The sequence below is a fragment of the Nonomuraea sp. NPDC050022 genome, assembly GCF_044460705.1.
Taxonomy (GTDB): Bacteria; Actinomycetota; Actinomycetes; order Streptosporangiales; family Streptosporangiaceae; genus Nonomuraea.
Window position 1 is genome coordinate 44,424 of the sequence record NZ_JBITKE010000004.1, and the last position, 25,993, is coordinate 70,416.

The following is a 25,993-nucleotide window of genomic DNA, read 5'->3' on the forward strand; positions in this document are numbered from 1 at the left end:
GGATAGATCATGCGGATTCCCGCGCTCGTCATAGCTGGTGCCGCTCTCGCGCTCGGCCTCACCGCCTGTGGCTCCGCCGGCCCGTCAGGCTCGAACACCTCCGCCTCACCGGGCGGAGCCAACGTCAAGATCGGCATGACCGTGTCGACGCTGAACAACCCGTACTTCGTCCAGCTCCGCGACGGCGCGCAGGCCGAGGCCCAGAGGGTCGGCGCCAAGCTCACCGTCACCGACGCCCAGAACGACGCCTCCCAGCAGGTCAACCAGGTCCAGAACTTCGCCAGCCAGGCCATGAAGGCGATCATCCTGAACCCGGTCGACTCCGACGCGGCGGCGCCCGCGGCCAAGGCGGCGGAGCGCGCCAACATCCCGGTCATCGCGGCCGACCGCGGCGTCAACGGCGCCGAGGTGACGCAGACCGTGGCCTCCGACAACGTGACGGGCGGCAAACTGGCCGCCCAAGAACTGGCCGAGCTGCTCGGCCACAAGGGCCAGGTCGTCGTGCTGCAGGGCGTGGCCGGCACCTCGGCCGCGCGCGACCGCGGGCAGGGCTTCACCGAGGGGATCAAGGCGTTCCCGAGCATCCAGGTCGTGGCCCAGCAGCCGGCCGACTTCGACCGGACGAAGGGCCTCGACGTCATGACGAACCTGCTCCAGTCGAACCCCGGCCTCGACGGCGTGTTCGCCGAGAACGACGAGATGGCGCTGGGCGCGATCAAGGCCCTGGGTGCCAAGGCGGGCAAGGAGGTCAAGGTCGTCGGCTTCGACGGCACCCCCGACGGCCTGAAGGCGGTCAAGGCGGGCACGATGAACGCCAGCGTCGCCCAGCAGCCCGCACTGCTCGGCCAGCAGGCGGTGGCGGCCGCGGTCAAGGCCGCCATGGGCGAGAAGATCGAAAAGACCGTGGCCGTGCCGGTGAAGGTCGCGACCACGGAGAACGTCGACGAGTTCAAGACCGACTGACCGGGCGTCCAGATGGCTAGTTTCTGGGCGTGAGGACCCATTCCCAGCGGTCGTTGTTCCTGTCATGGCTAGCGGTGAGCCGGGTCACCCGGGAGCCGTCGACGCTGACCAGCACCAGACCGTTGTCGAACTCGTTCCCACATTTGTCCGCGCAACCGAGCGCGACCACGTTGTCGTTGTCGGCCCAGGCGAGCAGCTGGAGCACCTTCTGTCTGCCGACGACCGCTCCGGACCGGTCGGTGATGCGGGTCGGCAGGCCGTCGCGGCCGAGGACCAGCTTGCCGTCGGGCGAGACCTTCGACCTGCCGGTGAAGTAGACGTACTGGTCGCCGGCCGGCGCCTCCCGCTGCCTGCCGTCGAGGTCGAGGAAGACCTTGTCCGTCCCGCTGACGCTGGGCTGCCAGAGCAGCGATCCGTCCAGGCTCCAGCCGAGATCCTGGCGCGCGTTCGAGTTGCCTGGAGACCCGTCCCTGCTCATCGGCCCGAGCTCGTGGTAGTCGGCCTCACCCGTGGCGACGTCGATGACGTAATAGCCGATCCGCGTGGACCCGGGCATCGACCTGGAATCCTTCCCCAGGACCTGCCACCGGTCCGGGTACTCGGAGTAGGCCGTGGCCAGGACCTTGGTCCCGTCGGGCGACCAGACCACCGACCCGACGGCGTGCTCCAGCCCGATAAAGGCCTTGATCTGCCGGGTGTTCATGTCGAGGATGCCCACCTGCTTGCCGATCAGGTCGCCCCCGACCACCGCGGCGAGCTGGAGTCCCGGCGCCACGTCCACCCAGGCCCAGGGGGTCTGCTCGTAGGTGTCATCGCGCGGGTCGTAGAGCGACCAGGTACGCCGCTCCCGCACCCAGTTGCCCTCCAGCTTCTCGACCTTGGTGACGGAGTACGCGGACACGGCCACGTTCCCGGCCGCGACCAGCTTCCGCGGCGGCGCGTTCTCCTCGTCGCCGCGTACGTCGGTCGAGGTCACCGTCGGCCTGACCGGGACACTCACCCCGTCGGTCGCCGGGCGCACGGTCGTGTTGTCGCCCCGCAGGCCGAAGGCGAACACGGCGACGGCCACCGCCAGCCCGACCGCCAGCACCGTCGCGCCGATGGGCAGCCAGGCGCGCCTCCGTAGCGCCCGGTCCGCCAGGTCGTGCGGGACCCGCGCCTCCGAGGCCCACTCCTCCAGGGTGTCGCGAAGCAGTCGGCTCATGTCGCGGCCTCCAGTTCCATGGCCAGTTCGGGGGCGATCAGCCGCAGCCGGGCAAGTGATCGGTGCGTGGTGCTTCTGACCGTGCCGACCGAGCACCCCAGCTCGCGGGCGACCTGGTGGTCGGGCAGGTCCTCGAAATAGCGGAGCACGAGTACCGTGCGCTGCTTCGGGGTGAGCTTGGCCAGAGCGCCGCGCAGCACCAGGCGCAGCTCGCTCTGGTGCGTGCGGTCCGCTCCTGGCAGGTCGGGCGGGGCCGCCTGGACGACCTCGCTGCGCCGGTTGGCCGCGCGCCACCAGCTCACCTGCTGGCGGTACATGATCTGCCTGGCGTACGCCTCGGGCGCCTCGACCCGCTGCCATTTGGCCGCCAGCTTCGTCAGTGCGGTCTGGACCAAGTCCTCGGCGCCGTGCTGGTCACCACCGGTGAGCAGGAAGCCGAGCCGCATCAGGGCGGGAGAGCGCGCAGAGACGAACTCGCGGAAGCCTTGCTCGTCCGCAGCGTCCACGACCACCTCCAAAGGGTTGATATCAGCCCTCAGACGCCGGGAAGCCTGCCGCGCTATGCCTCTGCCGGGTAACTATTTCTGACTGAACCGGATAAGTGCTTTGACCGTGGCCACCGGCCATATGGAGTGGGTGGCCTAGGGTGTGGGCAGATAACCGGTTCACAGGAGGGTCTCGTGAAGCGACCGACGATCGCCGACATCGCCAGCCGGGCGGGAGTCTCCAAGGTGGCGGTCTCCTACGCGCTCAACGGTCAGCCGGGGGTGTCGGAGGCCACCCGGGCGAGGATCGTCGCCATCGCCGAGGAGATCGGCTGGCGGCCCAACAGCGCCGCCCGCGCGCTGAACGGCGCCAGGGCCCACACCGTGGGGCTCGCGCTGTGCCGTCCCGCGCGCTTCCTGGGCGTCGAGCCGTTCTTCATGGAGCTCATCAGCGGCATCGAGGGCGAGCTCGCGGACCACTCGTACGCCCTGATGCTCCAGGTGGTCGCCGACCATGAGCAGGAGATAGAGGTCTACCGGCGCTGGTGGGGCGAGAGCCGTACGGACGGCGCCTTCCTCGTCGACCTGCGTTACTCCGACGCCAGGGTGCCCGCCATGGAGCAGTTGGGCATGCCGGTCGTGGTGATCGGCCATCCCGCCGAATCGGGCCCGCTGCCGGCGGTCTGGTCCGACGACGGCGAGGCGATCCGCGAGACCATCGCCTATCTCGTCGCGCTCGGGCACCGCCGAATCGCCCGCGTCGCCGGACTGTCCGATCTGGTCCACACGGCCGTACGCGATCGGGCGTTCGCGGAGTCGTGCGCCGGCGCGGCCGAGCACGTGACCGTGCACACCGACTACACGGGCGAGGAGGGCGCCAGGGCGACCAGGCGGCTGCTCAGCTCGGCGGCGCGGCCCACCGCGATCGTCTACGACAACGACATCATGGCGGTGGCGGGCCTGTCGGTCGCCCAGGAGATGCGGCTCGACGTGCCGCGCGACCTGTCGATCGTCGCCTGGGACGACTCCCCGCTCTCGCAGGTCGTCCGCCCACCGCTCACCGCGCTGACCCGGGACATTCCGGCGTACGGAGCGCACGCCGCCCAGCGGCTGCTGGCCCTGATCGCGGGCGAGGCCGTCCCCCCGTTCGAGGACCAGGCGGCCAGGCTGACTCCGCGCGGCAGCACCGGCGCCGTTATCACCTGATGGTGCGCCAGGACTGCTCCTCGACGAGTTCGCGGCTCCGCCAGCCGTCGGCGGTGCGCAGCATCCGGTGGTGATACCAGCCCCCGCCCTGGATCAGCCCCTTGCTGTCGGCGGAGACCAGTTCGCGCGAGGGAGCGAGGGTGTCGGCGAACGACGCGCTCACGCGGGCCTCGCCGGCCTCGAAGGCGATCCTCGTGGCGCCGATCAGGTGCAGCCGTCCGGGCCAGTTGGCCAGGACGTCGGCGAGCCAGATCTTGGCCTCGGCCCGCGTGCCGCGGATGCCGCCCGCCGTCTGGTAGTCGATCACCGCGTCAGGGGTGAACACCTCGTCGAGCAGGTCCCAGTCCCCCGAGTCGATGGCGTAGGCGTAGCGGGCCAGCACCTCGGCGATCTGGAGGCGGTCGGCGATCTCGCGGTCGTCCATACGGTGATCCAACCAAACGCTTGCTACAAACGCCAGCCGGTTCAGTGCGCGTGGGCGTACTCGTCGCGCCGGCGCAGCATCACCAGCAGCATGAGCGGGAACATCGCCACGTGCGCGGCCATCATCAGCCCCATCCCGTCGACGACCCCCAGCCACAGCAGCGGGAACAGCGGCACGACCGGCACGAACATGGCGGCGCACATCTCCAGCGTGCCGGCCCACCCGTGACCCCGGAAGCGCATCCAGACGGCCATGCCGACGGACATGTCGAACGCCATGAGCAGGTAGGCCGGCTCGGGATCCCGGTCGTACGACAGCCCGAACCCGACGGCGTCGAACAGGAAGCCGAGCACGAGCATCCCGACGAACATCGCGATGACCATCTCCACGTAGTGCCAGGCGAATCGGCCCCATGATCTCTGTGTCATGCGCCGACTGTCCCACCCCGCGTCTCCCCGCCAAAAGGCGGGCAAATCGACAGGTCCGGAAACTTGGGGTCCCGGTCCTTCCGACGTAGGGTCTGGCCATGACCGTACGGCGGATCATCGTCATCGGATACGCGGCGGCGGAGCTGCTCGACATCGCCTGCATCACCACCTCCCTGGTGACGGCCAACCACCACGCCCGCCGCCCCCTCTATGAGGTGCGGCTCGCCACCCTCGGCGGCAACCCCATCACCTGCGGCACCGGGCTGACGCTGCAGGCCCAGGAAGTCCTCGAACGCGTCACCGGCCCCCTCGACACGGTCGTCGTCGTCGGCGGCATCGGCCACCAGAAAGCGGCGGAGAACCAGCCGATCCTGGCGCACCTGCGCCGCCTCGCCCGCGAGAGCCGCCGCGTCGCGTCGGTGTGCACGGGCGCCGGCATCCTGGCCGCGACGGGCCTGCTGGACGGCCGGCGCGTGACCACGCACTGGGAGTGGGCGCACGACCTCGCCGTCCGGCACCCCTCGGTGACCTTCGACCCCGACCCCATCTTCATCCGCGACGGCAACGTCATCACGGCGGCCGGCGTCACCAGCGCTCTCGACCTCACGCTGGCCTTCGTCGAGGACGACCACGGCGCGGACCTGGCCAGGAAGGTCGCCCGCACCTTGGTGACCTACCTGCAACGGCCCGGCAACCAGGCGCAGATGAGCATCTTCACCGGCGCGCCGGCGGGCGCGGACAAGCTGGTCAGGCAGGTGACCGAGTACGTCACCAGCCACCTGGCCGCCGACCTGACCACCGCCACACTGGCGGCCGACGCCGGGGTGAGCGAGCGGCACCTGACCCGGCTGTTCATCAAGGACCTGGGCCAGACACCCGGCCGGTTCGTCCGGCAGGCCCGTACGGAGGCGGCCGCCCACCTGCTGGCCTCGACCACCCTGCCGATGGCCGGTGTGGCGGCCCGCTGCGGCTTCGGCACGGCCGAGACGCTGCGGCAGGCGTTCGTCGACCGCTACGGGATCCCGCCGTCGCGCTACCGGCTGACGCAGCGATCGGCGTGAGTACTACTCGTCCGGCTCGCGTGACTACCCGGCCGGCTTGACTACTCGTCCGCCTTGAACGCGAAGCTGGTCGGCGGGGTGAAGGACGGGTCCGGCACGCCGTACACGAGCGAGATCTGCTCGTGCGCCTTGATCGCGATGCTCGCCGGGTCGCCGGTGAACGGCTTGCCGTCGACCTGGGTGGTGAGGACCTTGCCGTTGCCGGTCCGCAGCGCGCCGATCTGGTTCGCCGAGAGGGTGACGCCCCACTGCTTGAAGATCTGGCCGAGGGTGTAGACCTCGCCCTTGGCGCGGGATTCGACGTGGATCACGCCGCGGTCATCATGGGTGTGTACGGGGGTCATGTCCTCCCCCTCGATCCCGATGTTGGCCGGGACCGCCACCTCCTTGCCGTCCACGAAGAGGCTCAGATGGGCGTGGTAGTGCTCGGCGGTGCCCATCGGCCCGGCGGTGAGACCGGCGGCCTTCATCCCGGGGGCCGGGTCGTCCGGGATGGACCAGGGCGGCGTCCCGCCGTACGGCTGGGCGGGCTTGGCCGAGACGGTCTGGAAGATGCCGTACCCGGCCGCGGCCAGGGCGACCAGCGCGACGGCCGAGCCGATCCCCGCGGTCACCCACCTGCGGCGGCCCGGCTCTTCGATGACCGGCGGCTCGGCGGGGCGTTGCTGGGATTCCGGCGTCTCAATCGTGGACATGGGCACTCCTGGGCAACATGCGGCTTTGCGACCTTCAGCTCATCATCCGCGAAGAAGGATCAGCGCAGACGACGCCGCCACCGGCCGGATGTGGCCGTGCTTTACGGCCAGCGGAGTCACCTGGCCTTGAATCGCCACGAAAGGCACATCGGGGCCATCCTCTCCCCTGAAACCGGCTTCAACGCCTCCGATAGCGGCGAGAACCATCCAACAAAGGGTCCACGACGTTCAGAGGGCCGCAGGGCCCCTCGGGGAGGCACACGGATGCCGATCAAGGTCACCGTCTGGAGCGAGAACTACCACGAGCCACGCGAGGAGGACGTACGCCTGCGCTACCCGGAGGGCATTCACGGCGCGATCGCCGCCGGTCTGACCGAACGGCTCGGCGACCACGTACAGGTGCGCACCGCGATCCTGGAGGAACCGGAGCACGGGCTGTCGGAGAAGGTTCTCGCCGAGACCGACGTGCTCACCTGGTGGGGGCACATGGCCCACGAGGAGGTGTCCGACGAGGTCGTGGAGCGGGTGCATCAGCGCGTGCTCGGCGGGATGGGCCTGCTGGTGCTGCACTCGGGCCACTACTCGAAGATCTTCCGCAAACTGATGGGCACCACCTGCTCGCTCACCTGGCGCGACGCGGCCGAGCGCGAGCTGGTGTGGACGGTCGCCCCCGGCCATCCCATCGCCGAGGGCGTACCGCGTCCGCTGGTCATCGGCGAGCAGGAGACGTACGGCGAACCGTTCGGTATCCCGGAACCCGACGAGCTGGTCTTCGTCAGCAATTTCAGCGGCGGCGAGGTCTTCCGCAGCGGCTGCTGCTACCGCCGGGGCCTGGGCCGGGTCTTCTACTTCAGCCCCGGCGACCAGGGGCACCCGGTCTACCACCACCCCGACGTACGGCGCGTGCTGGCCAACGCGGTGCTGTGGGCCGCCCCCGCGTCCGGCGTCGGCGACCCCCTGCGGAACGCCCACACCCCCATCACCTGGTAGGAGCCGCATGACCTTCATCACCCTCGACGAGGACCGTCCGCTGCGGGCCGTGGTCGTCGGCGCCGGGTACATCGGCGGCCAATGGGCACCCGAACTGCTCGCCCATCCCGGCACCGAGCTGGTCGGCTGGGTGGACGTGGCCGAGGAGCGCGCCCGCGCCTCCGCCGCCGCCCTGGGCCTGGACGGGCTGCCCGTCAGCGCCTCCCTCACCGCCGTGCTCGACGGCGAGGAGCCCGACTTCATCGTCAACTGCACCGTACCCGGGGCTCATCGCGAGGTCACCGTCACCGCCCTGGAGCGTGGGGTGTCGGTGCTCAGCGAGAAGCCGATGTCGATCACGCTCGACGAGGCGCGGAGCATGGTGAGCGCGGCGGACCGGGCGCGGCGGCTGTTCGCGGTCAACCAGAACCGCCGCTTTCTGCCGAACCTGGTGGCCTTCCGCAGGACGGTGGCCGAGCTCGGGCCGCTCGGGCTGCTGACCTCGGAGTTCTTCATGCCGTACAAGGGGCCGCCGTTCCTGGACACGCTGGAGCACCCGCTGTTACAGGACATGGCCATTCACCTGTTCGACGCGGCCCGCGCGGTGTCGGGGGCCGATCCGGTCAGCGTCTACTGCGAGTCGTTCCGGCCGCCGTGGACCTGGTATCCCGGCACCTGCTCGGCCACGGCGATCTTCGAGATGACCGGCGGGCTCCGCTACACCTTCACGGGGAGCTGGTCCGCGCCCGGCCAGGCGACGTCCTGGACCGGCAGCTGGCGGGCCGCCGGCACGCACGGCACGGCGCGCTGGGACGGCGAACGGCGGCCGACGGTGGAAGGGGCAAACGGCCACAAGGTACGCAGACATCCACCCGAACCTGACCGGTACCCGGGGCGGGCCCGGTTCAGCGGGCTGGCGGAGGGGCTGGAGGAGTTCCTGGCCGGTCTGCGTACCGGTCGACCGCCGCAGGGTGAGTGCCATGACAACATCCGCAGCCTGGCCATGGTGACGGCCGCCCTGGAGTCGGCCCGCACGGGGGCCCGGGTGCCGGTGGGCTTCGACGTCTGAGGGGCGCGTGGGTCAGGTCCGCGACAGCGGGTTGGGCAGCCGCGCCCAGCGGTCGCCGGTGAGGCCGCCTTCGAACTGCATCACCGTGTGCGCTTTGACGGGGAGCTCCGCGCCGAACAGCGCCGCCCGGTCAGCGCGGGTGTCGGCGGTGGCGGGCAGGTCGTCGAAGACCTGGCCGGCCACCGCCGCCACCACCGCCCACAGCCGCCCCTCCACCTCCCGGTCACCCTGCCCGAGAGCCGAGACGAGGCTGCTGAACGTGGTGCCGACGAGCGAGCCGAACAGCTTGGCGTGCAGCTCGTCCGGATCGTCGGTGATGAGGCGGGCACTGAGCGGTGGCGGCGTAAGGCCGTTGCGGCGCAGGCGCGCCGGGCTGACGCGGATGTCGGCCAGGTCCCGATAGACCAGACGGATCGGGCGACCGTGACGGTCCAGGACGACCAGGAGATTCTGCCCATGCGCCTCCAACGTCACGCCGTACGCCAACAGCCCCAGCGCCGCCTCCAACGCCTGCCGCGCGAACTCCCCCAGCCACTCCACGACCGCATCCAGCCGTGGACCGCCGGACGGAGACTGGACGACACCATGGATGAAGGGTGGACCATCGGTCGGAGACTGGACGATGCCGTGAATCAAGGGCGGGCCACCGGTCGGGGGCCGGACGATGAGGGCCGCCACGGGAAGCACGGTCTCGCCCGCGCCCGCGTACTCCGTCGGCGACTCGCGCACCAGGACCGCCAGGTCGGCACTGGGCTCGCCATCCACCACCGCGCAGGCGGCGGCCAGGTTGCGGGTGATCCGCAGCGGCCCGCCCAGCCGCCGGACCAGGTGCACCAGCATGGCCGAGAGCGGCGCGCTGTCACGGATCGAGCCCGGCGAGATGTCCCGCACGTTGGACGTCAGCCGCGTGGAGAACGCCGTCTTGAAATGCGGCCCGCCGCCGACGGGCGCGAGCGTTCGTACACAGATCAGCGGCCGGGCCGCTATCCCACCGGCCACGAACGGCCGGAACCCCAGCTCCGGCAGCACATGCCTGCTCTGCCACGGATGGGCGGGCAGCAGCAGCCGGTCACCGTCGCGCAGCCAGTCGGGCCAGGCTCCGATGACCACGCACCGCGACGCCGGCACCGCCACCAGATCCAGGTCGACGACGGGCCGATGTTCGGGCATGTACGCGATCTGCTCCGCCGGCGACACCCCCGGCCGGTTACGACAGGACGGATGATAGGGATGCCCGTCCACCACACTCTGCTCGAACCACTCCAGCGACCCCTCCTCCGCCCCCGTCCCCAGCCCCAGCCTGGCTCCGGCCCGCGCGAGCGCCAGGGAGGCGACGCTGCGGTCCAGATCGGCGCCGAAGCGCTCCGATCCCGGCAGCCCGAGCGCGGCCAACAGCTCGCCCGGCCGCGTGTAGGCCCGCCCATCCAGCAGCACCGCCGGGTCCTCCCCCGCCCCCAGGTCGTACGCGAGGCGGCTGGGCCCGGTGAGCAGACGTCCATCCGCCAACCGGACCCGCCCGGCCGCGCCATCCCGCCCGGCCAACCCGGGCACCGGCTCGTACAGCAGGCCCCGCCAGAGCAGGCCCAGGATGGTGGCCCGCGCCCCCGGCAGCGCCTCGGCGTAGGCGGCGGCCAGACCGGGACGGACCTGTGCCAGCTTTGCGGCAAGTTCCGCTTCTGCCCGACCTTGAGGGGGATCCTCCAATTCAATACTCATAACGGGTAGTTACCCCGTGTATGACCACCGATACGAGTGGTGAGGGATCCGCGATGGCACACCATCCCGAGGGGCCGGACCCGGCACAGGTGACCGTCGCCGACGCTCTCACGATGACGGCTCTCCTCAACTGCCTGGTCCGCGAAGTGGTCAGCCCCGAGAGCGGCCAGAACGACGGCCACCAGACCTACCGTCTGCCCACGACCGGCCACCTGCTGCGCGTTCGCGCCGGACGCTACCCCGGCCACCCCGCCCTGTACACGCCCGATGGCTGGCTCCCTCTGTCCCTGGACCTCCTGGTGGCGCTGACCACCAAGGAGCTGACCGCGTACACCGGCGTGTCCAACGACACCCTCGCGAGCGAGATCCGCCACAGCAGAGACGTCGTCGCCACTCTGCTGTCCACCCGGCGCACCCCCACATCCAGCACCCAGCCGTTCATCGAACCCACCGAGCTGTTCCTGCGGTCCGAGCAGGCCCTGGTCGCCGGGCACCGCTACCACCCGGCGCCCAAGGCCCGTGGCGGCCTCGGTCCGGACGCCTGGCTCCCCTACGCGCCCGAGGCCAGCGCCCGGTTCCCGCTGATCCTGCTCGGGCTGGCGCCCGAGATCGTGCTGGAGGAGGGCGACGCCACCGCGCTGGACGCCCTCGGACCGCCGCCGCCCGATGGCGGCCTCCTGCTGCCCGCCCACCCCTGGCAACTGGAGCTGCTGGGCGGCCACGCCGCCCTGCGGGACGGGCGGCTGCAGAACCTGGGCGAAGCTGCGCGCTATCTCGGCGAAACCACCGCCGTGGCCGTACCCACCTCTTCGCTGCGCACCGTGTATCTGCCCGACGTAGACCTGTTCTGCAAGTTCAGTCTCGACGTCCGGATCACCAACGACGTCCGCCGCCTCTGGGTCCATGACCTGCGCCGGCTGACCACCATAGACAGCCGGCTGCGGGAGGTCTTCGACGACCTGCCCGCCCACCTGCCGAGACCGTCCGTACTCTCCGACCGGGGCTACCGCACCGTGGACCTCGGCGATGGCGACGGCGGCGAGGCGCTGGCGGTGGTCGTGCGCGACGGCCTGGGGGCGCACCTGCGTCCCGGCCTGGCGGCACTGCTGGCGGCGGGGATCAGCGAGGGCTTTCCCGGCAACCCGCTCGACGGCCTCGACGAGGACCGGGCGCTCGCCTGGTGGCAGGGCTACCTGGAGCACGTCGTACCGCCGGTCCTGCACGCGTACCTGCGTCACGGTGTGGTCCTGGAGTGCCACCTGCAGAACGTACTGATCGGCGTGGACGCCACCGGCGCCCCGGCACAGGTGATCTTCCGTGACCACGAGGGCGTCAAGTTGGTCGCCGACCGGCACCCGGACACGACACCGGGCGTCAGCGCGGCCTACGGCTGGGAGCGGCTGGTCTACTGCCTGGTGACCAACAATCTCTGGGAGATCGCCGGCGCGATCGAGGAGCGCCACCCGGGCCTCGGCGGCGCGCTGTGGGCGCGGGCCAGAGATCTGCTCGCCGGGTACGCGGCGGACCACATAGAGGTCCGCGCCCTGCTGGCCGCCGACCACGTGCCCGCCAAGGCCAACCTGCTACTGCGCTGGCTCGGCGCCGACGGCGGCGCGATGCGCTGCGTGCCCGTCCCCAACCCGCTGCGCGCCCGTCCCAACTCCCTGCGCGCCCGTCCCTACTAGCCCCTCTGCGTGCCCCGTCCCCAGTCCCCTGCGACCAGTAGCCGGTCGGCACAGAAACCGTGACCATGGTCATCGCTATTAGTAACCGAATAGCTACTGTCAGTGACAGTGCCAGGTAGATAGACATGGGCGTGACCGACATCATCTCTGAAAGGAGAAGGTCATGCACGCACCAGCCGCGTACGAGCCGCCGGCCCTGGCCGAAGTCGGCGACTTCGCCGACCTGACGCGCGGTTTCCCGTCAGGCTTCGTCCTTGACTGGGCCCCCAGCCGTTCCAGTGGTTCTCCGGCTGACGGGCGGGAGCTTCGGTGCTAGGTGAGATGTGGTTCGCCGTCCTCCCCGACGGTGAAGCCGGTCTTGCCGCGGCAGGCGTGCTGCTTCCTGGAGCCAGTCAGGTGATCGACCACGCCTCCGGGCGGCCGTGGTTGATCGGGGACTGGCCCGGCCACCAGATCCGTCTGGCGGCGGCGGGAGCGGCACGGGTGGCGGTGGTCGGGCGCTGCCCGGTCACCGCCACTGACCTGGCCCTGCGGCTGGCCCGGATATCCGACGTCGAGCGGATCGAGCAGGTCGTCGCGGGGCTGACGGGCAGCTTCCACCTGGTCGCCTCGATCGACGGCCGGGTGGCGGTGCGCGGCACCGCCTCGGCCGTCCGCCGCGTCTTCCACGCCCGCGTACGCGGTGTGACCGTGGCCGCCAGCCGTTCCGACGTGCTCGCGTGGGCGACCGGCGGGCGGATCGACGAACGGGTGCTGGCCACGCGGCTGCTGCCGAGCGGGGTGGTCGGCCCGTTGCAGGACCTCGGTGTGTGGCGCGACGTCAGCTGCCTGCCGCCCGACCGTACGCTGCTGATCGAGCCCACCGGCATGACCGGCATCCGCACCTGGTGGCACCCACCCGAACCGGCCTTGCCCCTGGCTGAGGGGGCGACGGCGCTCCGCGAGGCGCTGACCGGCGCCGTGGACGCGTGCACCGCCGACGGCGGCACGATCAGCGCCGACCTGTCCGGCGGCATCGACTCCACCAGCCTCTGCTTCCTGGCCGCCCGCGGCCGGGCAAGCCTGATCACCGTGCACTGCGAGGGCATGGACCCCGGCAACGACGACCCGGCCTGGGCTTTCCGCGCGGCCACCGGCCTTCCGGATGCGACGCACCACGTCATCGGCAGCGACGAGCTCCCGCTGTGGTTCGCCGAGCTGACCGAGCCCCAGCCGTCGATGGAGGAACCCTCCGGCTGGGTACGCGACGCGGCGCGGCTGGCCGACCTGGCCTGGCGGCTGAGCACCGCCGGTTCCCGGCTGCACCTGATGGGGGTCGGCGGCGACGAGCTGTTCTCCGCGCTTCCGCCCTACCTTCACGACCTGGTCAGAGACCGCCCGTTCACGGCGCCCGCGCACCTCCGCGCCCGCCGGGCCCGCTGGCGCAGCTCCTGGTGGCGGATGCTGCGGGCGCTGGCCGACCGCACCGACCACCCGGCCTGGCTGGAACGCTGTGTCGCCGACTTGAGCACCACGCCCGCGGTCGCGGACCCCTACTCGATGGCCTGGGGGCCGCCGCTGCGCATGCCGCCCTGGGCCACCGCCTGCGCCGTGCACGCGGCCCGCGACGTACTGGCCGGGATCGCCGCCGCGCGGCCGGCGCCGCTGTCGCCGCTACGTGCCCAGCACCAGACCCTGCTCTACGCGCGCACCGGCGGGGCCGGGCTGCGCCAGATCGACCAGGCCACCTCCCGCCTGGGTCTCCCGTACGCCGCGCCCTACCTGGACGACGCCGTGATCGAGGCCGCGCTGTCGGTACGGCCGGACGAGCGCGCCGGCCTCGGCCGTTACAAGCCGCTGCTGGCGGCCTCGATGGACGGCGTCGTGCCGGCCGAGATGCTGGAGCGCTCGACCAAGGGCGAATACGGCGCCGACTTCTACGCCGGCTGGCGGCGCCATCGTGACAGCGTGCTGGAGCTGTTCGAGGCGTCGGAGCTCGGCCGGCTCGGGTTGATCGACACCGGCGCCCTGCGTGCCGCCCTGCTCGGCGTGCACCCGCGGCCGCACGTCATGGAACCCCTGTCGCAGACGCTCGCCTGCGAGATATGGCTGCGCTCACTGACCCCACACCGGATGCCGGCCATGACCACGGGAGACTCCTGATGCCCTTCAGCCTGCGCGGCGGCGTGTCCGCCGCGCACTCCATCGACGGCATGGTGCTGCTCGACGAGCACGCCGGCCGCTACTGGCAGCTCAACGCCACCGCCACGCTGGTCCTGCGCGCCCTGCTCTGCGGCGCCTCTCCGGGCGAGGTGGCCAAGAGGCTGACCGGCAACCATCCGGGGCTGTCCGTCGAGCAGGCGGACCGCGACGTCGCCGACCTGCTGGCGGCCCTGCGCCGAGCCGGGCTGGTGAGGCCGTGAGCCACCCGATGGCCTCCGAGTCACGCGCTCGGGTTTCGCCGGCCAGGACATCGGTGGCGCTCCTTGCCGTCGCCGCGGCCCGGCCACTGGCCGGGCTCAGGCCGTACCGCATCCGGCGCGTCCTAGGGGTGATCCGGCGCGGCGCCGTCGCCGCCACGGCCGCGCAGGCCCTGGCCGCCAGGGACGACGTGGTCGCCGTGAGCGCGCGCTGCGCCGGGCCCGCCTGCCTGCAGCGCTCGCTGGCGACGGCCATCCTGTGCCGGCTCCGGGGCACCTGGCCCACCTGGTGCGCGGGGGTGCGCGTGGAGCCGTTCCGCGCGCACGCCTGGGTGCAGGTGAACGGGCAGCCCGTCGGCGAGCCCTACCCGGCCGGCTACTACCGGCCGATCATGACCGTCGCGGCCCCCCCGACCGCCCCATGAGGCCGGGGGCGATCCACACCCGCTCGCTGCGCAAGTCCTACCAGGGCATGCGCGCTGTGTGCGGGATCAGCCTGAACGTCGAGGCCGGGGAGATGTTCGGCTTCCTCGGGCCCAACGGGGCCGGCAAGTCCACCACGATCTCGATGCTGTCCACGCTGCTGCGGCCCAGCGGCGGCCGGGCCCTCGTCGCGGGCATCGACGTGCGCGACGACCCGAAGGAGGTACGCCGGCGCATCGGGCTGGTCTTCCAGGAGCCGACCGTCGACGCCGACCTGACCGTACGCGAGAACCTCGCCTTCCACGCCACGCTCTACGGCCTGGGCAAACACGACGCGCGCCGCCGCGTGGCCGAGGCCGCGGACCTCGTGGGCCTGACCGGCCGCGGCGACACGCTGGTACGCACCCTGTCCGACAGCATGAGACGCCTGCTGGAGATCGCCCGCGGGTTGCTGCACGAGCCGGGGGTGCTGTTCCTCGACGAGCCCACGGTGGGCCTGGACCCGCAGGCCCGCGCGGAGATCTGGGAGCACCTGCGTGAGCTGCGCCATCGCCGGGCCATCACCGTGTTCCTGACCACCCATCACCTGGAGGAGGCCGAATACTGCGACCACATCGCCATGGTCGACCGGGGCCGGGTGGTCGCCGACGACTCCCCGGCCGCGCTGAAGCGACTGATCGGCACCGACCGCATCCATCTGCGCACCGGCGACGACCAGGCCGCGGCCGCCACGTTGTCCGACTACCTGGGCCTGTCGAGCGCGTGGGGGCCCGACGGCCTGTACGTCCAGGTGACCGACGCGGCCACCGCCATCCCCTGGGTGTGCACCGTGCTGCGGGTGCCCGTCCATTCGATCGAGGTACGCCGTCCCAGCCTCGACGAGGTGTTCCTGCGCTACACCGGCCGGACCTTGGACGGCGCGTCACGTCCGGGGGTGTGGCCGTGACCGTGGACGCCCGTCCTTCCGTCTGGTCACGTCTGCTGCGCCGGCTCTGGTGGGAGACGCGGGCCGCCCACGTGGTGTGGCAGCGCGAACTGCTCCACTATGTCCGCAACCCCGCCCGCCTGATCATGACCCTGGTCCAGCCGGTCGTGTACCTGCTGGTCCTCGGCACCGGGCTCAGCGCCATGCTCCCGGGCGGTGGCGGCTATCTCACCTACCTGTTTCCCGGCGTACTGCTGATGACCGTCCAGGCGCCCGCGATCGCCATCGGCGCCTCCGTCGCGGCCGACCGCGAGGCGGGCTTCCTCAGGGAGATGCTGGTCGCGCCCGTCCATCGGGTGAGCCTGCTGGCGGGCCGGTGCGCGGGCGCCGCCACGGTGGCCACCTGTCAGGGCGTGTTCGTCCTGGGTCTGGCGGGGGTGGCGCACATCCCGTACGCGCCTGAGCTGATGCTCGCCCTGGTCGCCGAGATGGCGCTGATCGCGTTCGCCATGACCGCGTTCGTCGCCCTGCTGGCCGTGGTCATCTCCCCGACGCCGTCCTTCCACGCGGCGCTGGGGTGCGCGCTGACGCCGCTGGTGTTCCTGTCGGGCGCGCTGTTCCCGATCGCGGGCCTGCCGGGCTGGTTGACCGCTCTGATGATGGCCAACCCGCTCACCTACGTGATCGACCTGCTCCGGCGGACCATCGCCCCGTACCTCGCCCGGCCGGAGCCCGCCACCGTCCACTCGCCCGTCCTCATGGAACTCGCCGTCACCGCCGGGGTAGGCCTGCTCTCCCTCCTGCTGGCCGCCCGCCGCCTCTCCCGCCCCCACTGACGCCACCCAGAGACCCCAGCCCGACGGACCGTCTTCCTCCCCTCCCCGAAGGGGGTCCCTCCAGAGAGACATTGCGGTCCCTACACCAGGCCGACCATGAACCCCTCGTCGCGGATCCCCAGGTAGGCCGCGGGATGATATTGCCGCATAGCCCGCTCGATGACCGGAATGTACTTGGGGTTGGAGCCAAGAGGCAGCCGGTAACCGTTCTTGACCGTGTGGAACTCCCACAGGTGCTCCAACTCCGGGTGGCGGGCGCGGAACCCGGGGTCGGCGGGGAAGAGATCGAGGCGCACCATCACCTTGCGCATGATGTAGTCGGCGAGCTTGACCCGGCGCTGCTGGGTGCGCGAGATGCCCACCCCCGACAGCTCGGCCCACGGCACGGACCACGGCCGGCCCTGGGGATCGTCCCAGCGCACGCCGTAACCGTCGAAAACCAGCCTGCGGGGGCGGCTGAGCTTGCGCCACGTGATGATCGGGAGGGCCCCGATGGCCAGGAACAGCAGCCCGAACAGCACGGCGACGACAGTGGTCCCGGCACCGCCCCTGACCTGGCCGGTGAGCGACGACACGATCGTGATGAGCCCGATGACCCCGGCCACGGAGCCGCCGATCAACGCCTTCGTCTTGGCGTCCCCGCCGACGTCGATCACCACGGGAGGCGGGGCGAAGGCGGGGGGTTGCTGCTGCGGGGGATACGGGGCGTTGAACTGCTGCTGGTGGTGAGGTGGATACGGTGGCTGTTGCGGCGGCCGGTACGTCATGAAAAGTCAGGCTAGTTCGGGCGCCCAGGCCCCCCACGATGCTTCACCGTTTTGCGAAGCGAGTTCGAGCGGGTTCGAGCGGGTTCAGCAGCTCCGGGTGGCGAAGGCCAGGAACTGCGTAGTCTCCTCAGCGGAGAAGTTGTCGTCGGATCCGATCACCAGCGTGCACTCGCCCGTGCGCAGCCGCGGCCCCCAGGCGAGGCTCTCCAGGTTCTGTACCGGCGTCCGGATGTCGTCGAGGTCGGTGACCAGGCGCTTGGAGACCGCCCGGTAGGGCCCGCCGGTCGTCAGGCTGTTCCTGGCCAGCACATTCGTGGCCCCACGCAGGTCGATCTCGTACAGCTTCACCCGGTAACCGACGCCTTCGAGCCAGGAGCGCTCCAGAGCAAGGAACCGGTGCTCGTCGATCGCCAGGATCTCCGAGACCCCGCTGTCGGAGTGCCCGGTCGGCGGGACGGGGGCGGTGGGCAGGGGGTCGATGGGGTAAACGTACTGGGCGCTCGGCTTGGTCCCGAAGCGGCTCCATACGGTGAGGCGGGCCGGGGCGCCGTGCTCGACGGTCGGCGGCTCCCCGTCCTCGAAACGCGGGCCCTCGGTGACGGTCGTGATCGTGCGCGGGGTGAGGGCCAGGCCCTCGATGCCGAAGTTGCGCCTGGGCCCGCTGTCCGTGGCGGTCATGCGCAGGTTGGCGGGCATCGGTAGCTCGCCGACCTGCCGGCCGTGGGCGTCGGCCCGGTGGACGTACGGGCCGGACGGCGGGATGTCCGGGTGTCCCTCGTCCGGGCGGTCGCCTTCGTCACCCCACAGCAGCCGGTCGGTCCACCGGTCGTAGCGGATGCTCTCCGGATCGGCGGCGTCGGGCTCGCCGTACGGCGGGTAGGTGCTCCCGTCGGGACGCAGGAAGGAGTTGACCCCGGTGAGCTGCACGCCGGTGAACGCGCCGGTCGTCCGGTCGATGGCGAGACGCCCGGTGTAGAAGCGAGCCGGGCCGTAGCGGCCGCGGTCGTCGGAGATGAGATACCAGGTGCCGGTGAGCGGGTCGCGATCGAGTCCGGACAGGCCGCCGACCGTGCTGCCGGCGTAGGACAGCTTGTACGGCAGTCGCTGCTCGCCGAGGAACCGGGTGATCTCGACCGGCTGCGGCGAGGCACTCGCCGCCGTGGCTGCGGGCACGGCGGCGAGGCCGATCGTGACCGCGACGGCCGCGGTGATGCCCACTATTCTCCGCATTCATCTCTCCCCACTCGGCGATACCGGCGGGGATATGAGATCGCGGTTTCATCGGAAAGTCCACGCGTATTAATGACGGCGATTCAGCCGCGATCAGCGAGAAAAGTGCTCACATGATGGCGAGTTGCCCGCCGTCGATGACCAGCTCGGTGCCGTGGATGAAGGCGGCGTCGTCCGAGGCCAGGAAGGCGTACCCGGCCGCGACCTCCTCGGCCAGCCCGGCCCGGCCGAGCGGGATGTGGTCGCGTTCGTACGCCGACACGAAATCGTCCGCCAGCCCGGCCGAGATGGTGGAATTCAATGGGGTCTTGATATATCCGGGACAAAGGGAATTGACGCGGATGCCGTGTTTTCCAAGCTCCACGGCCATGGTCTTGGAGAGCAACAGCACGCCGCCCTTGGAGGCGTTGTAATGCGCGTAGTCGGCCTCACCGCCGAGCCCGTTCGTGGACGACATGTTGAGGATCACTCCGCCGGCGCCGCGCGCCACCAGATGCCTGGCCACGGCCTGCGCGACCAGGAACATCCCCCGCAGGTTCACCGACACGATCCGGTCCCAGTGGTCGGGCGTGATCTCCAGGAACGGCTCGCGCCAGGCGATGCCCGCGTTGTTGATCAGGACGTCGATCCCGCGCAGTGTCGAGATCGCGCCGTCCACCAGCCGGGTGACGTCGTCCTCCGAGCTGATGTCGCCCGCCAGCCCGTGCACCTCACCCAGCGGGGCCAGCTCGGTCACCGCCTGGTCCACCTCGGCTTCGTGGAGGCCGCCGAGGACGACCCGGGCGCCCTCCTCCAGGAACCGGCGCGCGGTGGCGGCGCCGATGCCGCTGCTGCCACCACTGATCAGCACCCGCTTTCCGGCCAGCCCGCGCATGATGCCCTCCCCCTGTCGCGACTCGGCTCCGAACGTAGCATTGATTCCGCCAGGCGCACGAGCATTCTGCTATTCGGAAAGCTCAACGGGCTCCGCGAGTCCTTGACGCCTGCTCACATAACCGTAGGTAGCCCGGAACAGCGTTCTGTTTTACGGAAAGGTGGCCCCGCCCCCGGTGGGGCCACCTCGCCCGCCTACCTACAGGGCTTGTAGGGCAGATCCTTGAGGGAGTAGTCGGTCGCCTTCTTGATGGCGTTGACGTTGAGCGTGGCCGCCTTGCCACAGAAGCCGGCCGGCGAGGTCAGGTACTCCACCTGGAACACCGGCTTGCCCGCCTGGATGAACGGCGTCAGCTCCCCGCACTCGTCGAACTCGAAGCACTGCTCGTTGACCGCGTAGTCGAAGTCCCCCACCAGGTCGGACACCTGGGAGAGGTCGTTCTTCAGCGCCACCGACAGGCCCTTGGCGTGGCCCAGGGCGGCCAGGGCCCGGTTGAAGATGAGCTGGGTGGCCGGGGTGACCGTCCAGCCGGTGACCGACTTGCCCTCCTCGTGCGCGTTCACCACGTCGAACTCGACGCCGTCGAACCCGGCCCGGGCGCACTTGTCGACCCGGGCCGCCATCATCGTCAGCAGGAAGTCCCGCTGGCCCTTGTCGTTGTTGATGTTGGCCCAGCGCTCGTTCGGGAACTCCTCGCTGAACGGCTTGCCCAGCAGGGAATTGCCGTGGCTGTTGTCCCAGTCGACGAACGTCTGGTAGTCGGGCCGGTACTCCTCGATCGAGCCGGCGTCGACGTAGCAGATCGCCTTGGCGCCCTTCGCGTGGATGGCGGAGACGGCGGCGGTGTTGAGCGTGGTGTTGTTGCCCACCACATCGGCGTCCGCGTAGAGGTCGATGTCGAACACCGTCGGCTTCACGCAGGCGCCCCCGGTCTGCGGGACCTGGCAGATGTCGACGTTGACGCCGCCGGTGGCGGGGTAGGCGGAGTTGCCCTGGAGCTGGTACTGCCAGCGGCTCCGCAGCGGAGGCTTCCAGATCGCCGCACGAGCGCCGGCGTTGGGAGTGGCGGCGTTGGGAGTGGCGGCCTTGGGAGTGGTCGCGGCGGCGGCCGATCCGGCGGCGCCGAGGACCGCCACCGGCGCGATGACCAGCGCCGCGGCCACGGCGGACCGGGTGAAGAACGATCGGAGGTTGATCATACACTCACCTTCTATTCCGAGGGGTGGAATGTAATTCCGACACCAAGGAAATCGGGCAAGATCACACGCTGTCAATCTTGTCTCGATGTCGAGAATTCCTCACAAAAGGCGTGTAACGCCGACCAGGCCGTGCTCTCAGGGCTTTCCGTATAGCGGAATGCTAGTCTGTATCGTGGATGGATGGCTATACTCGCCGCACGCAGCGGGCCGCCACGCCCGCCGTGGTCCGTGGAGGGAAAGAGCCCGATGGCACGCATCGTCTTCATCGGCGCCGGCAGCGTCGAATTCACCAAAAACGTCCTCTCCGACATCCTGACCTTCCCCGAGCTGGGGGACTCGACCTTGGTCCTCCATGACATCAACCCCGAGCGGCTCGCCACCGCGGCCGCCATGGCCGAGTGGATGGTCGCCGCGCTCGGCCTCGGCGCCAAGGTGGAGGCCCACCTCGACCGCCGCGCCGCCGTGGACGGCGCCGACTACGTCATCAACGAGATCGCGGTCGGCGGGCACGCCGCGACCCGCGTCGACTTCGAGATCCCGCGCCGCTACGGCCTGCGCCAGACGATCGCCGACACCCTCGGCATCGGCGGCATCTTCCGCGCGCTCCGTACGATCCCGGTGATGGTCGGGCTGGGGAACGACCTGGCCGAGCTGGCACCGGACTCCCTGCTGCTCAACTACACCAACCCGATGGCGATGATCCCCCGGGCCGTCTACCAGGGCACCGACTTCAAGCGGGTCGTCGGGCTCTGCCACTCGGTGCGCGACACGCAGGCCCGCCTCGCCTCGCTCGTGGGCGTACCCGAGGACGAGGTCTCCTTCGTCACGGCCGGGGCCAACCACCAGGCGTTCGTGCTGCGGTTCGAGCACCAGGGCCGGGACCTGTACCCGGCGCTCGACGACGTGATCGCCCGGGATGCCGACCTGCGCAGGACCGTGCGGGTGGAGATGTACCGCCGCTTCGGCTACTTCCCCACCGAGTCGAGCGAGCACGGCTCGGAATACCTGCCCTGGTTCCTGCACCACGACGACCAGGTGGCGCACTTCCGCATCCCGGTGGACATCTACCTGCGCTGGTCGGAGGAGAACCTCGACACCTACGAGGAGACCAAGCGGCGCCTGGCGGCCGGCGAGGGCGTGGAGATCGAGCCCGCGATGGAGCTGGCCTCCGAGGTCATCCACTCGATCGAGACCGGCACCCGCAGGGTGGTCCACGGCAACGTACGCAACGACGGGCTGATCAGTAACCTGCCGCCCGACGCCTGCGTCGAGGTGCCCTGCCTGGTCGACCGGTCGGGGATGCGCCCGACCCGGATCGGCGACCTGCCGCCCCAGCTCGCCGCGCTCAACCAGACGTTCCTGAACGTCGGCGACCTGACGGTACGGGCGGCGCTCGAAGGCCGCCGCGAGCACGTCTACCACGCGGCCATGCTCGACCCGAACGCCGCCGCCACGCTCACCCTCCAGCAGATCCACGACCTCGTGGACGAGATGATCGCCGCTCACGGCGATCTCCTTCCCGAGGGCGTCCGATGAGGCGCGCCCTGGCCACCGTCACGGGCCTCGCCCTGCTCGCGACCGGCTGCGGCTCGCCGGCCGGGAGCGAGCAGGCGGGCGGCCCGGTGCGGATCACCGTCTGGGACGGCCAGTCAGACGCCGCCGCCAAGTCGATCGCGAAGCTGGTGGCCCAGTTCAACCAGGCCCATCCGGACATCAAGGTGAGCCTCGAGTCCGGGGCCGCGACCGCTGACGGCATGCTGCCCAAGCTCACCGCCGCGCTGACCTCCGACGCCTATCCCGACATCGCCTACCTGTACGGCTCCTGGGCGCCCAACCTGGCCAGGAACCCGAAGACGGCCGACCTCACGCAGTACGCCAAGGATCCGGCCGTCGGCTGGGCGGACTTCTGGGCCAGCGAGCGGGAGGCGGCCACCGTCGAGGGCAAGGTCATCGGCTTCCCGGCGGTGGTCGACAACATGGTGGTCCTGTACAACAAGAAGCTGCTGGCCAAGGCCGGGGTCGAGGCGCCGAAGCCCGACTGGACCTGGGACGACTTCCGGGCGATCGCCAAGAAGACCACCGACGCCGGGTCCGGCACCTTCGGCACCACCTGGGCGATCAGCGGTGGCGAGGAGGCCGTCTGGGGCCTGTGGCCGCTGGTCTGGCAGGCGGGCGGCGACGTGCTCTCCCCCGACCGCAAGAAGGCCGTCTTCAACTCCGCCGCCGGACAGCAGGCGCTCGGCCTGCTGCGCGGCATGGCCATCGACGACAAGTCGCTCTACCTCGACTCCAGCCCGGCCGAGAAGGGCCAGAAGCTCTTCGAATCGGGCCGGCTCGGCATGTTCCTGGCCGGTCCGTGGGTGCTGCCCGACCTGCAGGCCGCCAAGGTCGACTACGGCGTCGCCCAGCTCCCCGGTACGAACGGCAACCACGAGACGGTCTCCGGGCCCGACAACTGGGTGGTGTTCAAGCACGACGACCGGCGGGTCAAGGCCGCCGCCACGTTCCTGACCTGGCTGACCGCGGCCGAACAGCAGCTGGAGTGGATGAAGGACACCGGCTCGCTGCCCATCCGCGAGTCGATCACCAAGCTGCCCGGCTACCAGGACTACCTCATGAAATATCCGGGTATCGAGGTGATCTCCATCAACCTGGCCAACGCTAAGCGGGTCAGGCCGCCGACGACCAGATATCCGCGGGTGTCGGCGTTCGTGGCCGAGGCCATCGCGCAGACCCTGCTCGGCAAGGCCGATCCCAAGACGGCCCTGGACGAGGCCGCCGCCAAGGCCGACGCGGCGCTCGCCGTACCGGGATCGTGAACAGCACCGCGCCGGCCCTGGGCCGGGCCGCCGTCGGCCACCGGCAGCCGCGCGACCGCCGCAGACTCGCCGAGAACGTCGCCGGCTGGACCTTCGCCGGCCCCGCCTCGCTGATCATCCTCGGCTTCTCGCTGGTCCCGATGGTGTGGGCGCTCGCGCTGTCCTTCACCGACTCCGACCTGCAGACGCCGGGGCGGAACGTGGGACTGGCCAACTACCGGGCGCTGCTGGAGGACCCCGTCTTCTTCCAGGCGCTGCGCAACACCGGGCTGCTCGTCGTGCTCTACATCCCGGCGTCGCTGATCGCGGGCCTGCTCGTGGCGGTGCTGCTGAACAGGAAGGTACGCGGGATCGGGTTCTACCGGACCTGCTTCCTGGTGCCCTACATCGCCTCGGCGACCTCGGCCGGGCTGCTGATGGGCTACATCTTCGACCGGGACTTCGGGCTGATGAACGGGCTGTTCGTCAAGCTCGGGCTGCCGGTGCAGGGGTTGCTGAGCAGCCCTTCGCAGGCCATGTTCGTGCTCACCCTGATCTTCTTCTGGACCCGGTTCGGGTTCGCGGTGGTGATCTATCTGGCCGCCATCCAGGAGATCAACAAGGAGATCCTGGAGGCTGCCTCGATCGACGGGGCGGGCCGGTGGACCACGTTCCGGCACATCATCGTGCCGTCCGTACGGCCGATGACGCTCTTCCTCACGGTCTGGGGCGTGATCGACGCGCTGCAGTTCTTCGACCTGGTCATGACCACGACCAAGGGCGGCCCGGCCAACGCGACCGTGACGATCGTCTACTACATCTGGCAGCTCGCCTTCAACTACTTCACGGCCGGCTACGGCGCGGCCGTGGCGTACGTCCTGTTCGTCGGCACCCTCGTGCTGATCATCGGTGGCTTCTTGATCGCGCGCAGGAAGGGAGCCATGGCGTGAAGCTGCGCCTGCCCAGCAAGTGGCATCTGGTGCTCCTGCCGATGTCGGTGGTGACCGTGCTGCCGTTCGTCTGGATGATCCTCAGCTCGGTGATGACCCAGGGCGAGCTCAACCGGTTCCCGCCGCCGTTCTGGCCGGAGGGGATCGACCTGGGCGGCTACCGTACGGTGCTCAACGGCTCGAACTTCCCGCGCTGGTTCCTCAACAGCGTGATCGTCTCGGGCGCCATCGTGCTGGCCCAGCTGGCGCTCTGCAGCCTGGCGGGTTACGCGTTCGCCAGGATCAGGTTCACCGGCTCCAGGATCACGCTGGTCCTGGTCATCGCCACCGCGCTGATCCCCTTCCAGCTCACGGTGATCCCCACGTTCCTGATCTTCAACAAGGTCGGGCTGACCGACACGCTCGGCGCGCTCATCGTGCCGCAGCTCAGCTCGGCGGTCGGCATCTTCCTGATGACCTCGTTCTTCCAGTCCTTCCCGAGGGAGCTGGAGGAGGCCGCGCGGATCGACGGCTGCTCGCGGTACGGGGTGTTCTTCAAGGTGGTGCTGCCGGTGGCCCGGCCCGCGCTGGCCGCGCTGGCGGTCATCACGTTCATCACCGCCTGGAATGATCTGTTCTGGCCGGTGGTGGCGATCAACTCGGACGCCAACTACACCGTGCAGGTGGGGTTGACGTCGTTCCAGGGCCAGCACCGGGCCGACTGGCCGGCGATCATGGCGGGCACGGTGCTGACGACGCTGCCGGTGCTGGGCGTGTTCCTGTTCGGCCAGCGCCGGTTCGTCCAGGCGCTGACCGGCGCGGTCAAGGGCTGATCGGGGCGGGGGCTGAGGTCGCGGTCACGGGTTCAGGTCGCGGTAGGGGTTGGCGGGCAGGCCGGTGAACGAGGTGCGCCGCTGCCACAGCTCGCCGCCGGTCCGGCCGTCCCAGGCGGTGGTGACGTACAGGATGTCGAGGTCGGGGCCGCCGAAGGCGCAGCTCGTCACGTTGGTGGCGGGCACCTCCACCGTCAGGTCGGGCTGCCCGTCCGGCCGTAGCCGAACCACCTTCCCGCCGCCCCACAGCGCCACCCACACGTGCCCCGACGCGTCGACCGTGAGGCCGTCGGGGCTCGGGAGCACGGCGAACAACCGGCGGTCCGCGACCTGACCGGTCGCCGGGTCGTAGTCGAAGACGTCGACCCGGTCCGTGAACGTGTCGACGTAGTACAGCAGTCGCTCGTCGGGGCTCCACCCGATGCCGTTGGAGATGGTGACGCCGTCGAGGATCCGCTCGACGCGGCGGTCGGGGTCGAGGCGGTAGAGCGAGCCCGCGCCAGGGGTGTCGTCCTGCGCCATGGTCCCGGCGAAGAACCGGCCCGCGCGGTCACACGCACCGTCGTTCATCCGGTTTCCGGGTGGTTCGGCCGCCGTCACGGGCGCCACGACGGTCAACTCTCCATCGTGTACGGCGAAACCGTCCCTGACGGCGAGCGCCAGACCGCCGGAGGCACGCGGAACCGCCACGCCCACCGGCTGCCCCACGTCGATCGACTCGTGCGAGCCGTCGGCGGGGTCGAGCCGGTGCACCAGGCCCGCGGGGATGTCCACCCAGAGCAGCGTCCCCGTCCGCTCGTCCCAGCACGGCCCCTCACCCAGCCGCGCGTGCGGTACGGGTACGACCTCCATCGCCACTCCTTTGTTCCGTATGT

General features: G+C 70.5%; 27 protein-coding genes. 16 read left to right on the top strand and 11 right to left on the bottom strand.

What is annotated here, in order from left to right; translation table 11 throughout:
- Positions 1–9 precede the first annotated feature (9 nt).
- On the top strand, positions 10–963 hold the full coding sequence (locus ACIBO2_RS16745; protein ID WP_358533252.1) for a substrate-binding domain-containing protein: 954 nt from the start codon (positions 10–12) through the stop codon (positions 961–963).
- A gap of 16 nt (positions 964–979) precedes the next feature.
- On the opposite strand, the gene ACIBO2_RS16750 is transcribed toward ACIBO2_RS16745, so the two are convergent.
- Positions 980–2,167, bottom strand: coding sequence for a hypothetical protein (locus ACIBO2_RS16750; protein ID WP_397297733.1), 1,188 nt, complete (start codon positions 2,165–2,167; stop codon positions 980–982).
- Entirely contained in the window at positions 2,164–2,673 is a 510-nt protein-coding gene (locus ACIBO2_RS16755) for a SigE family RNA polymerase sigma factor (RefSeq protein WP_358533258.1), read from the bottom strand. Before ACIBO2_RS16755 ends, ACIBO2_RS16750 begins: the two co-directional genes overlap by 4 nt.
- Positions 2,674–2,847: 174 nt before the next feature.
- Between ACIBO2_RS16755 and ACIBO2_RS16760 the strand changes: the two genes are divergently transcribed.
- Positions 2,848–3,858 (top strand): LacI family DNA-binding transcriptional regulator, encoded by a 1,011-nt coding sequence (locus ACIBO2_RS16760; RefSeq protein WP_358533261.1) that lies wholly within the window; start codon positions 2,848–2,850, stop codon positions 3,856–3,858.
- On the opposite strand, the gene ACIBO2_RS16765 is transcribed toward ACIBO2_RS16760, so the two are convergent.
- Together ACIBO2_RS16765 and ACIBO2_RS16770 are read right to left on the bottom strand one after the other, a co-directional pair.
- Positions 3,851–4,282 carry a nuclear transport factor 2 family protein gene (locus ACIBO2_RS16765; RefSeq protein ID WP_358533264.1) on the bottom strand — a complete coding sequence of 144 codons (432 nt, stop codon included), beginning with the start codon at positions 4,280–4,282 and terminating at the stop codon, positions 3,851–3,853. The genes ACIBO2_RS16760 and ACIBO2_RS16765 overlap by 8 nt on opposite strands.
- Before the next feature lie 41 nt (positions 4,283–4,323).
- A complete protein-coding gene (locus tag ACIBO2_RS16770) occupies positions 4,324–4,710 on the bottom strand; it encodes a hypothetical protein (protein WP_358533266.1) in 387 nt (128 codons plus the stop codon).
- A 98-nt stretch (positions 4,711–4,808) separates the two neighbouring features.
- Here ACIBO2_RS16770 and ACIBO2_RS16775 point away from each other — a divergent pair, with 98 nt between their 5' ends.
- Positions 4,809–5,771 carry a GlxA family transcriptional regulator gene (locus tag ACIBO2_RS16775; RefSeq protein ID WP_358533269.1) on the top strand — a complete coding sequence of 321 codons (963 nt, stop codon included), beginning with the start codon at positions 4,809–4,811 and terminating at the stop codon, positions 5,769–5,771.
- 41 nt (positions 5,772–5,812) lie between these two features.
- Here ACIBO2_RS16775 and ACIBO2_RS16780 read toward each other — a convergent pair whose 3' ends face one another.
- A complete protein-coding gene (locus ACIBO2_RS16780) occupies positions 5,813–6,466 on the bottom strand; it encodes a hypothetical protein (RefSeq protein WP_358533272.1) in 654 nt (217 codons plus the stop codon).
- A gap of 264 nt (positions 6,467–6,730) precedes the next feature.
- Here ACIBO2_RS16780 and ACIBO2_RS16785 point away from each other — a divergent pair, with 264 nt between their 5' ends.
- Positions 6,731–7,456, top strand: a complete 726-nt coding sequence (locus ACIBO2_RS16785) for a ThuA domain-containing protein (protein ID WP_358533275.1) — start codon at positions 6,731–6,733, stop codon at positions 7,454–7,456.
- Positions 7,457–7,463: 7 nt separating this feature from the next.
- On the top strand, positions 7,464–8,504 hold the full coding sequence (locus ACIBO2_RS16790; protein WP_358533278.1) for a Gfo/Idh/MocA family oxidoreductase: 1,041 nt from the start codon (positions 7,464–7,466) through the stop codon (positions 8,502–8,504).
- Between the two features lie 12 nt (positions 8,505–8,516).
- On the opposite strand, the gene ACIBO2_RS16795 is transcribed toward ACIBO2_RS16790, so the two are convergent.
- Entirely contained in the window at positions 8,517–10,220 is a 1,704-nt protein-coding gene (locus ACIBO2_RS16795; RefSeq protein ID WP_397297737.1) for an IucA/IucC family protein, read from the bottom strand.
- Positions 10,221–10,273: 53 nt separating this feature from the next.
- On the opposite strand from ACIBO2_RS16795, the gene ACIBO2_RS16800 reads away from it, so the two are divergent.
- The 7 genes from ACIBO2_RS16800 to ACIBO2_RS16830 all read left to right on the top strand — a co-directional run bounded on the left by ACIBO2_RS16800 (position 10,274) and on the right by ACIBO2_RS16830 (position 16,488).
- Entirely contained in the window at positions 10,274–11,905 is a 1,632-nt protein-coding gene (locus ACIBO2_RS16800; protein ID WP_397297739.1) for an IucA/IucC family protein, read from the top strand.
- A gap of 163 nt (positions 11,906–12,068) precedes the next feature.
- Positions 12,069–12,221: a lasso RiPP family leader peptide-containing protein gene (locus ACIBO2_RS16805; RefSeq protein WP_397297741.1), complete on the top strand. Its 153-nt coding sequence runs from the start codon at positions 12,069–12,071 to the stop codon at positions 12,219–12,221.
- Positions 12,215–14,047: an asparagine synthase-related protein gene (locus ACIBO2_RS16810; RefSeq protein ID WP_397297744.1), complete on the top strand. Its 1,833-nt coding sequence runs from the start codon at positions 12,215–12,217 to the stop codon at positions 14,045–14,047. The genes ACIBO2_RS16805 and ACIBO2_RS16810 overlap by 7 nt, the downstream gene beginning before the upstream one ends.
- Positions 14,047–14,307 (top strand): lasso peptide biosynthesis PqqD family chaperone, encoded by a 261-nt coding sequence (locus ACIBO2_RS16815; protein WP_358533292.1) that lies wholly within the window; start codon positions 14,047–14,049, stop codon positions 14,305–14,307. The genes ACIBO2_RS16810 and ACIBO2_RS16815 overlap by 1 nt, the downstream gene beginning before the upstream one ends.
- Positions 14,308–14,360: 53 nt before the next feature.
- On the top strand, positions 14,361–14,729 hold the full coding sequence (locus tag ACIBO2_RS16820) for a lasso peptide biosynthesis B2 protein (RefSeq protein WP_358533295.1): 369 nt from the start codon (positions 14,361–14,363) through the stop codon (positions 14,727–14,729).
- Complete coding sequence (locus ACIBO2_RS16825) at positions 14,726–15,673, top strand: ABC transporter ATP-binding protein (protein WP_358533298.1); 948 nt, start codon at positions 14,726–14,728, stop codon at positions 15,671–15,673. The genes ACIBO2_RS16820 and ACIBO2_RS16825 overlap by 4 nt, the downstream gene beginning before the upstream one ends.
- Positions 15,670–16,488 carry an ABC transporter permease gene (locus tag ACIBO2_RS16830; RefSeq protein WP_358533301.1) on the top strand — a complete coding sequence of 273 codons (819 nt, stop codon included), beginning with the start codon at positions 15,670–15,672 and terminating at the stop codon, positions 16,486–16,488. Before ACIBO2_RS16825 ends, ACIBO2_RS16830 begins: the two co-directional genes overlap by 4 nt.
- Positions 16,489–16,568: 80 nt before the next feature.
- Here ACIBO2_RS16830 and ACIBO2_RS16835 read toward each other — a convergent pair whose 3' ends face one another.
- The 4 genes from ACIBO2_RS16835 to ACIBO2_RS16850 form a co-directional block, all read right to left on the bottom strand.
- Positions 16,569–17,255 (bottom strand): hypothetical protein, encoded by a 687-nt coding sequence (locus ACIBO2_RS16835; protein WP_397297747.1) that lies wholly within the window; start codon positions 17,253–17,255, stop codon positions 16,569–16,571.
- An 84-nt stretch (positions 17,256–17,339) separates the two neighbouring features.
- Entirely contained in the window at positions 17,340–18,485 is a 1,146-nt protein-coding gene (locus tag ACIBO2_RS16840; protein ID WP_397297749.1) for an esterase-like activity of phytase family protein, read from the bottom strand.
- Positions 18,486–18,594: 109 nt separating this feature from the next.
- Positions 18,595–19,359 (bottom strand): SDR family oxidoreductase, encoded by a 765-nt coding sequence (locus ACIBO2_RS16845; RefSeq protein ID WP_358533310.1) that lies wholly within the window; start codon positions 19,357–19,359, stop codon positions 18,595–18,597.
- Between the two features lie 194 nt (positions 19,360–19,553).
- Entirely contained in the window at positions 19,554–20,558 is a 1,005-nt protein-coding gene (locus tag ACIBO2_RS16850) for an endo alpha-1,4 polygalactosaminidase (protein ID WP_358533313.1), read from the bottom strand.
- Between the two features lie 246 nt (positions 20,559–20,804).
- Between ACIBO2_RS16850 and ACIBO2_RS16855 the strand changes: the two genes are divergently transcribed.
- From ACIBO2_RS16855 to ACIBO2_RS16870, 4 genes are read left to right on the top strand one after another with little or no spacing between them, the layout of a single operon-like run.
- Positions 20,805–22,094, top strand: coding sequence for an alpha-glucosidase/alpha-galactosidase (locus ACIBO2_RS16855; RefSeq protein ID WP_358533316.1), 1,290 nt, complete (start codon positions 20,805–20,807; stop codon positions 22,092–22,094).
- Positions 22,091–23,377 (top strand): ABC transporter substrate-binding protein, encoded by a 1,287-nt coding sequence (locus ACIBO2_RS16860; protein ID WP_397297752.1) that lies wholly within the window; start codon positions 22,091–22,093, stop codon positions 23,375–23,377. Before ACIBO2_RS16855 ends, ACIBO2_RS16860 begins: the two co-directional genes overlap by 4 nt.
- A complete protein-coding gene (locus tag ACIBO2_RS16865; RefSeq protein ID WP_358533322.1) occupies positions 23,374–24,306 on the top strand; it encodes a sugar ABC transporter permease in 933 nt (310 codons plus the stop codon). Before ACIBO2_RS16860 ends, ACIBO2_RS16865 begins: the two co-directional genes overlap by 4 nt.
- On the top strand, positions 24,303–25,118 hold the full coding sequence (locus ACIBO2_RS16870) for a carbohydrate ABC transporter permease (RefSeq protein ID WP_357938982.1): 816 nt from the start codon (positions 24,303–24,305) through the stop codon (positions 25,116–25,118). Before ACIBO2_RS16865 ends, ACIBO2_RS16870 begins: the two co-directional genes overlap by 4 nt.
- A 24-nt stretch (positions 25,119–25,142) precedes the next feature.
- On the opposite strand, the gene ACIBO2_RS16875 is transcribed toward ACIBO2_RS16870, so the two are convergent.
- A complete protein-coding gene (locus tag ACIBO2_RS16875) occupies positions 25,143–25,970 on the bottom strand; it encodes an SMP-30/gluconolactonase/LRE family protein (RefSeq protein WP_397297755.1) in 828 nt (275 codons plus the stop codon).
- Positions 25,971–25,993 lie beyond the last annotated feature (23 nt).

Coding starts and splice junctions, on each gene's coding strand:
- ACIBO2_RS16745 (WP_358533252.1), top strand. CDS start 10: ATGCGGATTCCCGCGCTCGTCATAGCTGGTGCCGCTCTCGCGCTCGGC.
- ACIBO2_RS16750 (WP_397297733.1), bottom strand. CDS start 2,167: ATGAGCCGACTGCTTCGCGACACCCTGGAGGAGTGGGCCTCGGAGGCG.
- ACIBO2_RS16765 (WP_358533264.1), bottom strand. CDS start 4,282: ATGGACGACCGCGAGATCGCCGACCGCCTCCAGATCGCCGAGGTGCTG.
- ACIBO2_RS16770 (WP_358533266.1), bottom strand. CDS start 4,710: ATGACACAGAGATCATGGGGCCGATTCGCCTGGCACTACGTGGAGATG.
- ACIBO2_RS16775 (WP_358533269.1), top strand. CDS start 4,809: ATGACCGTACGGCGGATCATCGTCATCGGATACGCGGCGGCGGAGCTG.
- ACIBO2_RS16780 (WP_358533272.1), bottom strand. CDS start 6,466: ATGTCCACGATTGAGACGCCGGAATCCCAGCAACGCCCCGCCGAGCCG.
- ACIBO2_RS16785 (WP_358533275.1), top strand. CDS start 6,731: ATGCCGATCAAGGTCACCGTCTGGAGCGAGAACTACCACGAGCCACGC.
- ACIBO2_RS16790 (WP_358533278.1), top strand. CDS start 7,464: ATGACCTTCATCACCCTCGACGAGGACCGTCCGCTGCGGGCCGTGGTC.
- ACIBO2_RS16795 (WP_397297737.1), bottom strand. CDS start 10,220: ATGAGTATTGAATTGGAGGATCCCCCTCAAGGTCGGGCAGAAGCGGAA.
- ACIBO2_RS16800 (WP_397297739.1), top strand. CDS start 10,274: ATGGCACACCATCCCGAGGGGCCGGACCCGGCACAGGTGACCGTCGCC.
- ACIBO2_RS16805 (WP_397297741.1), top strand. CDS start 12,069: ATGCACGCACCAGCCGCGTACGAGCCGCCGGCCCTGGCCGAAGTCGGC.
- ACIBO2_RS16815 (WP_358533292.1), top strand. CDS start 14,047: ATGCCCTTCAGCCTGCGCGGCGGCGTGTCCGCCGCGCACTCCATCGAC.
- ACIBO2_RS16825 (WP_358533298.1), top strand. CDS start 14,726: ATGAGGCCGGGGGCGATCCACACCCGCTCGCTGCGCAAGTCCTACCAG.
- ACIBO2_RS16835 (WP_397297747.1), bottom strand. CDS start 17,255: ATGACGTACCGGCCGCCGCAACAGCCACCGTATCCACCTCACCACCAG.
- ACIBO2_RS16840 (WP_397297749.1), bottom strand. CDS start 18,485: ATGCGGAGAATAGTGGGCATCACCGCGGCCGTCGCGGTCACGATCGGC.
- ACIBO2_RS16845 (WP_358533310.1), bottom strand. CDS start 19,359: ATGCGCGGGCTGGCCGGAAAGCGGGTGCTGATCAGTGGTGGCAGCAGC.
- ACIBO2_RS16850 (WP_358533313.1), bottom strand. CDS start 20,558: ATGATCAACCTCCGATCGTTCTTCACCCGGTCCGCCGTGGCCGCGGCG.
- ACIBO2_RS16855 (WP_358533316.1), top strand. CDS start 20,805: ATGGCACGCATCGTCTTCATCGGCGCCGGCAGCGTCGAATTCACCAAA.
- ACIBO2_RS16860 (WP_397297752.1), top strand. CDS start 22,091: ATGAGGCGCGCCCTGGCCACCGTCACGGGCCTCGCCCTGCTCGCGACC.
- ACIBO2_RS16875 (WP_397297755.1), bottom strand. CDS start 25,970: ATGGAGGTCGTACCCGTACCGCACGCGCGGCTGGGTGAGGGGCCGTGC.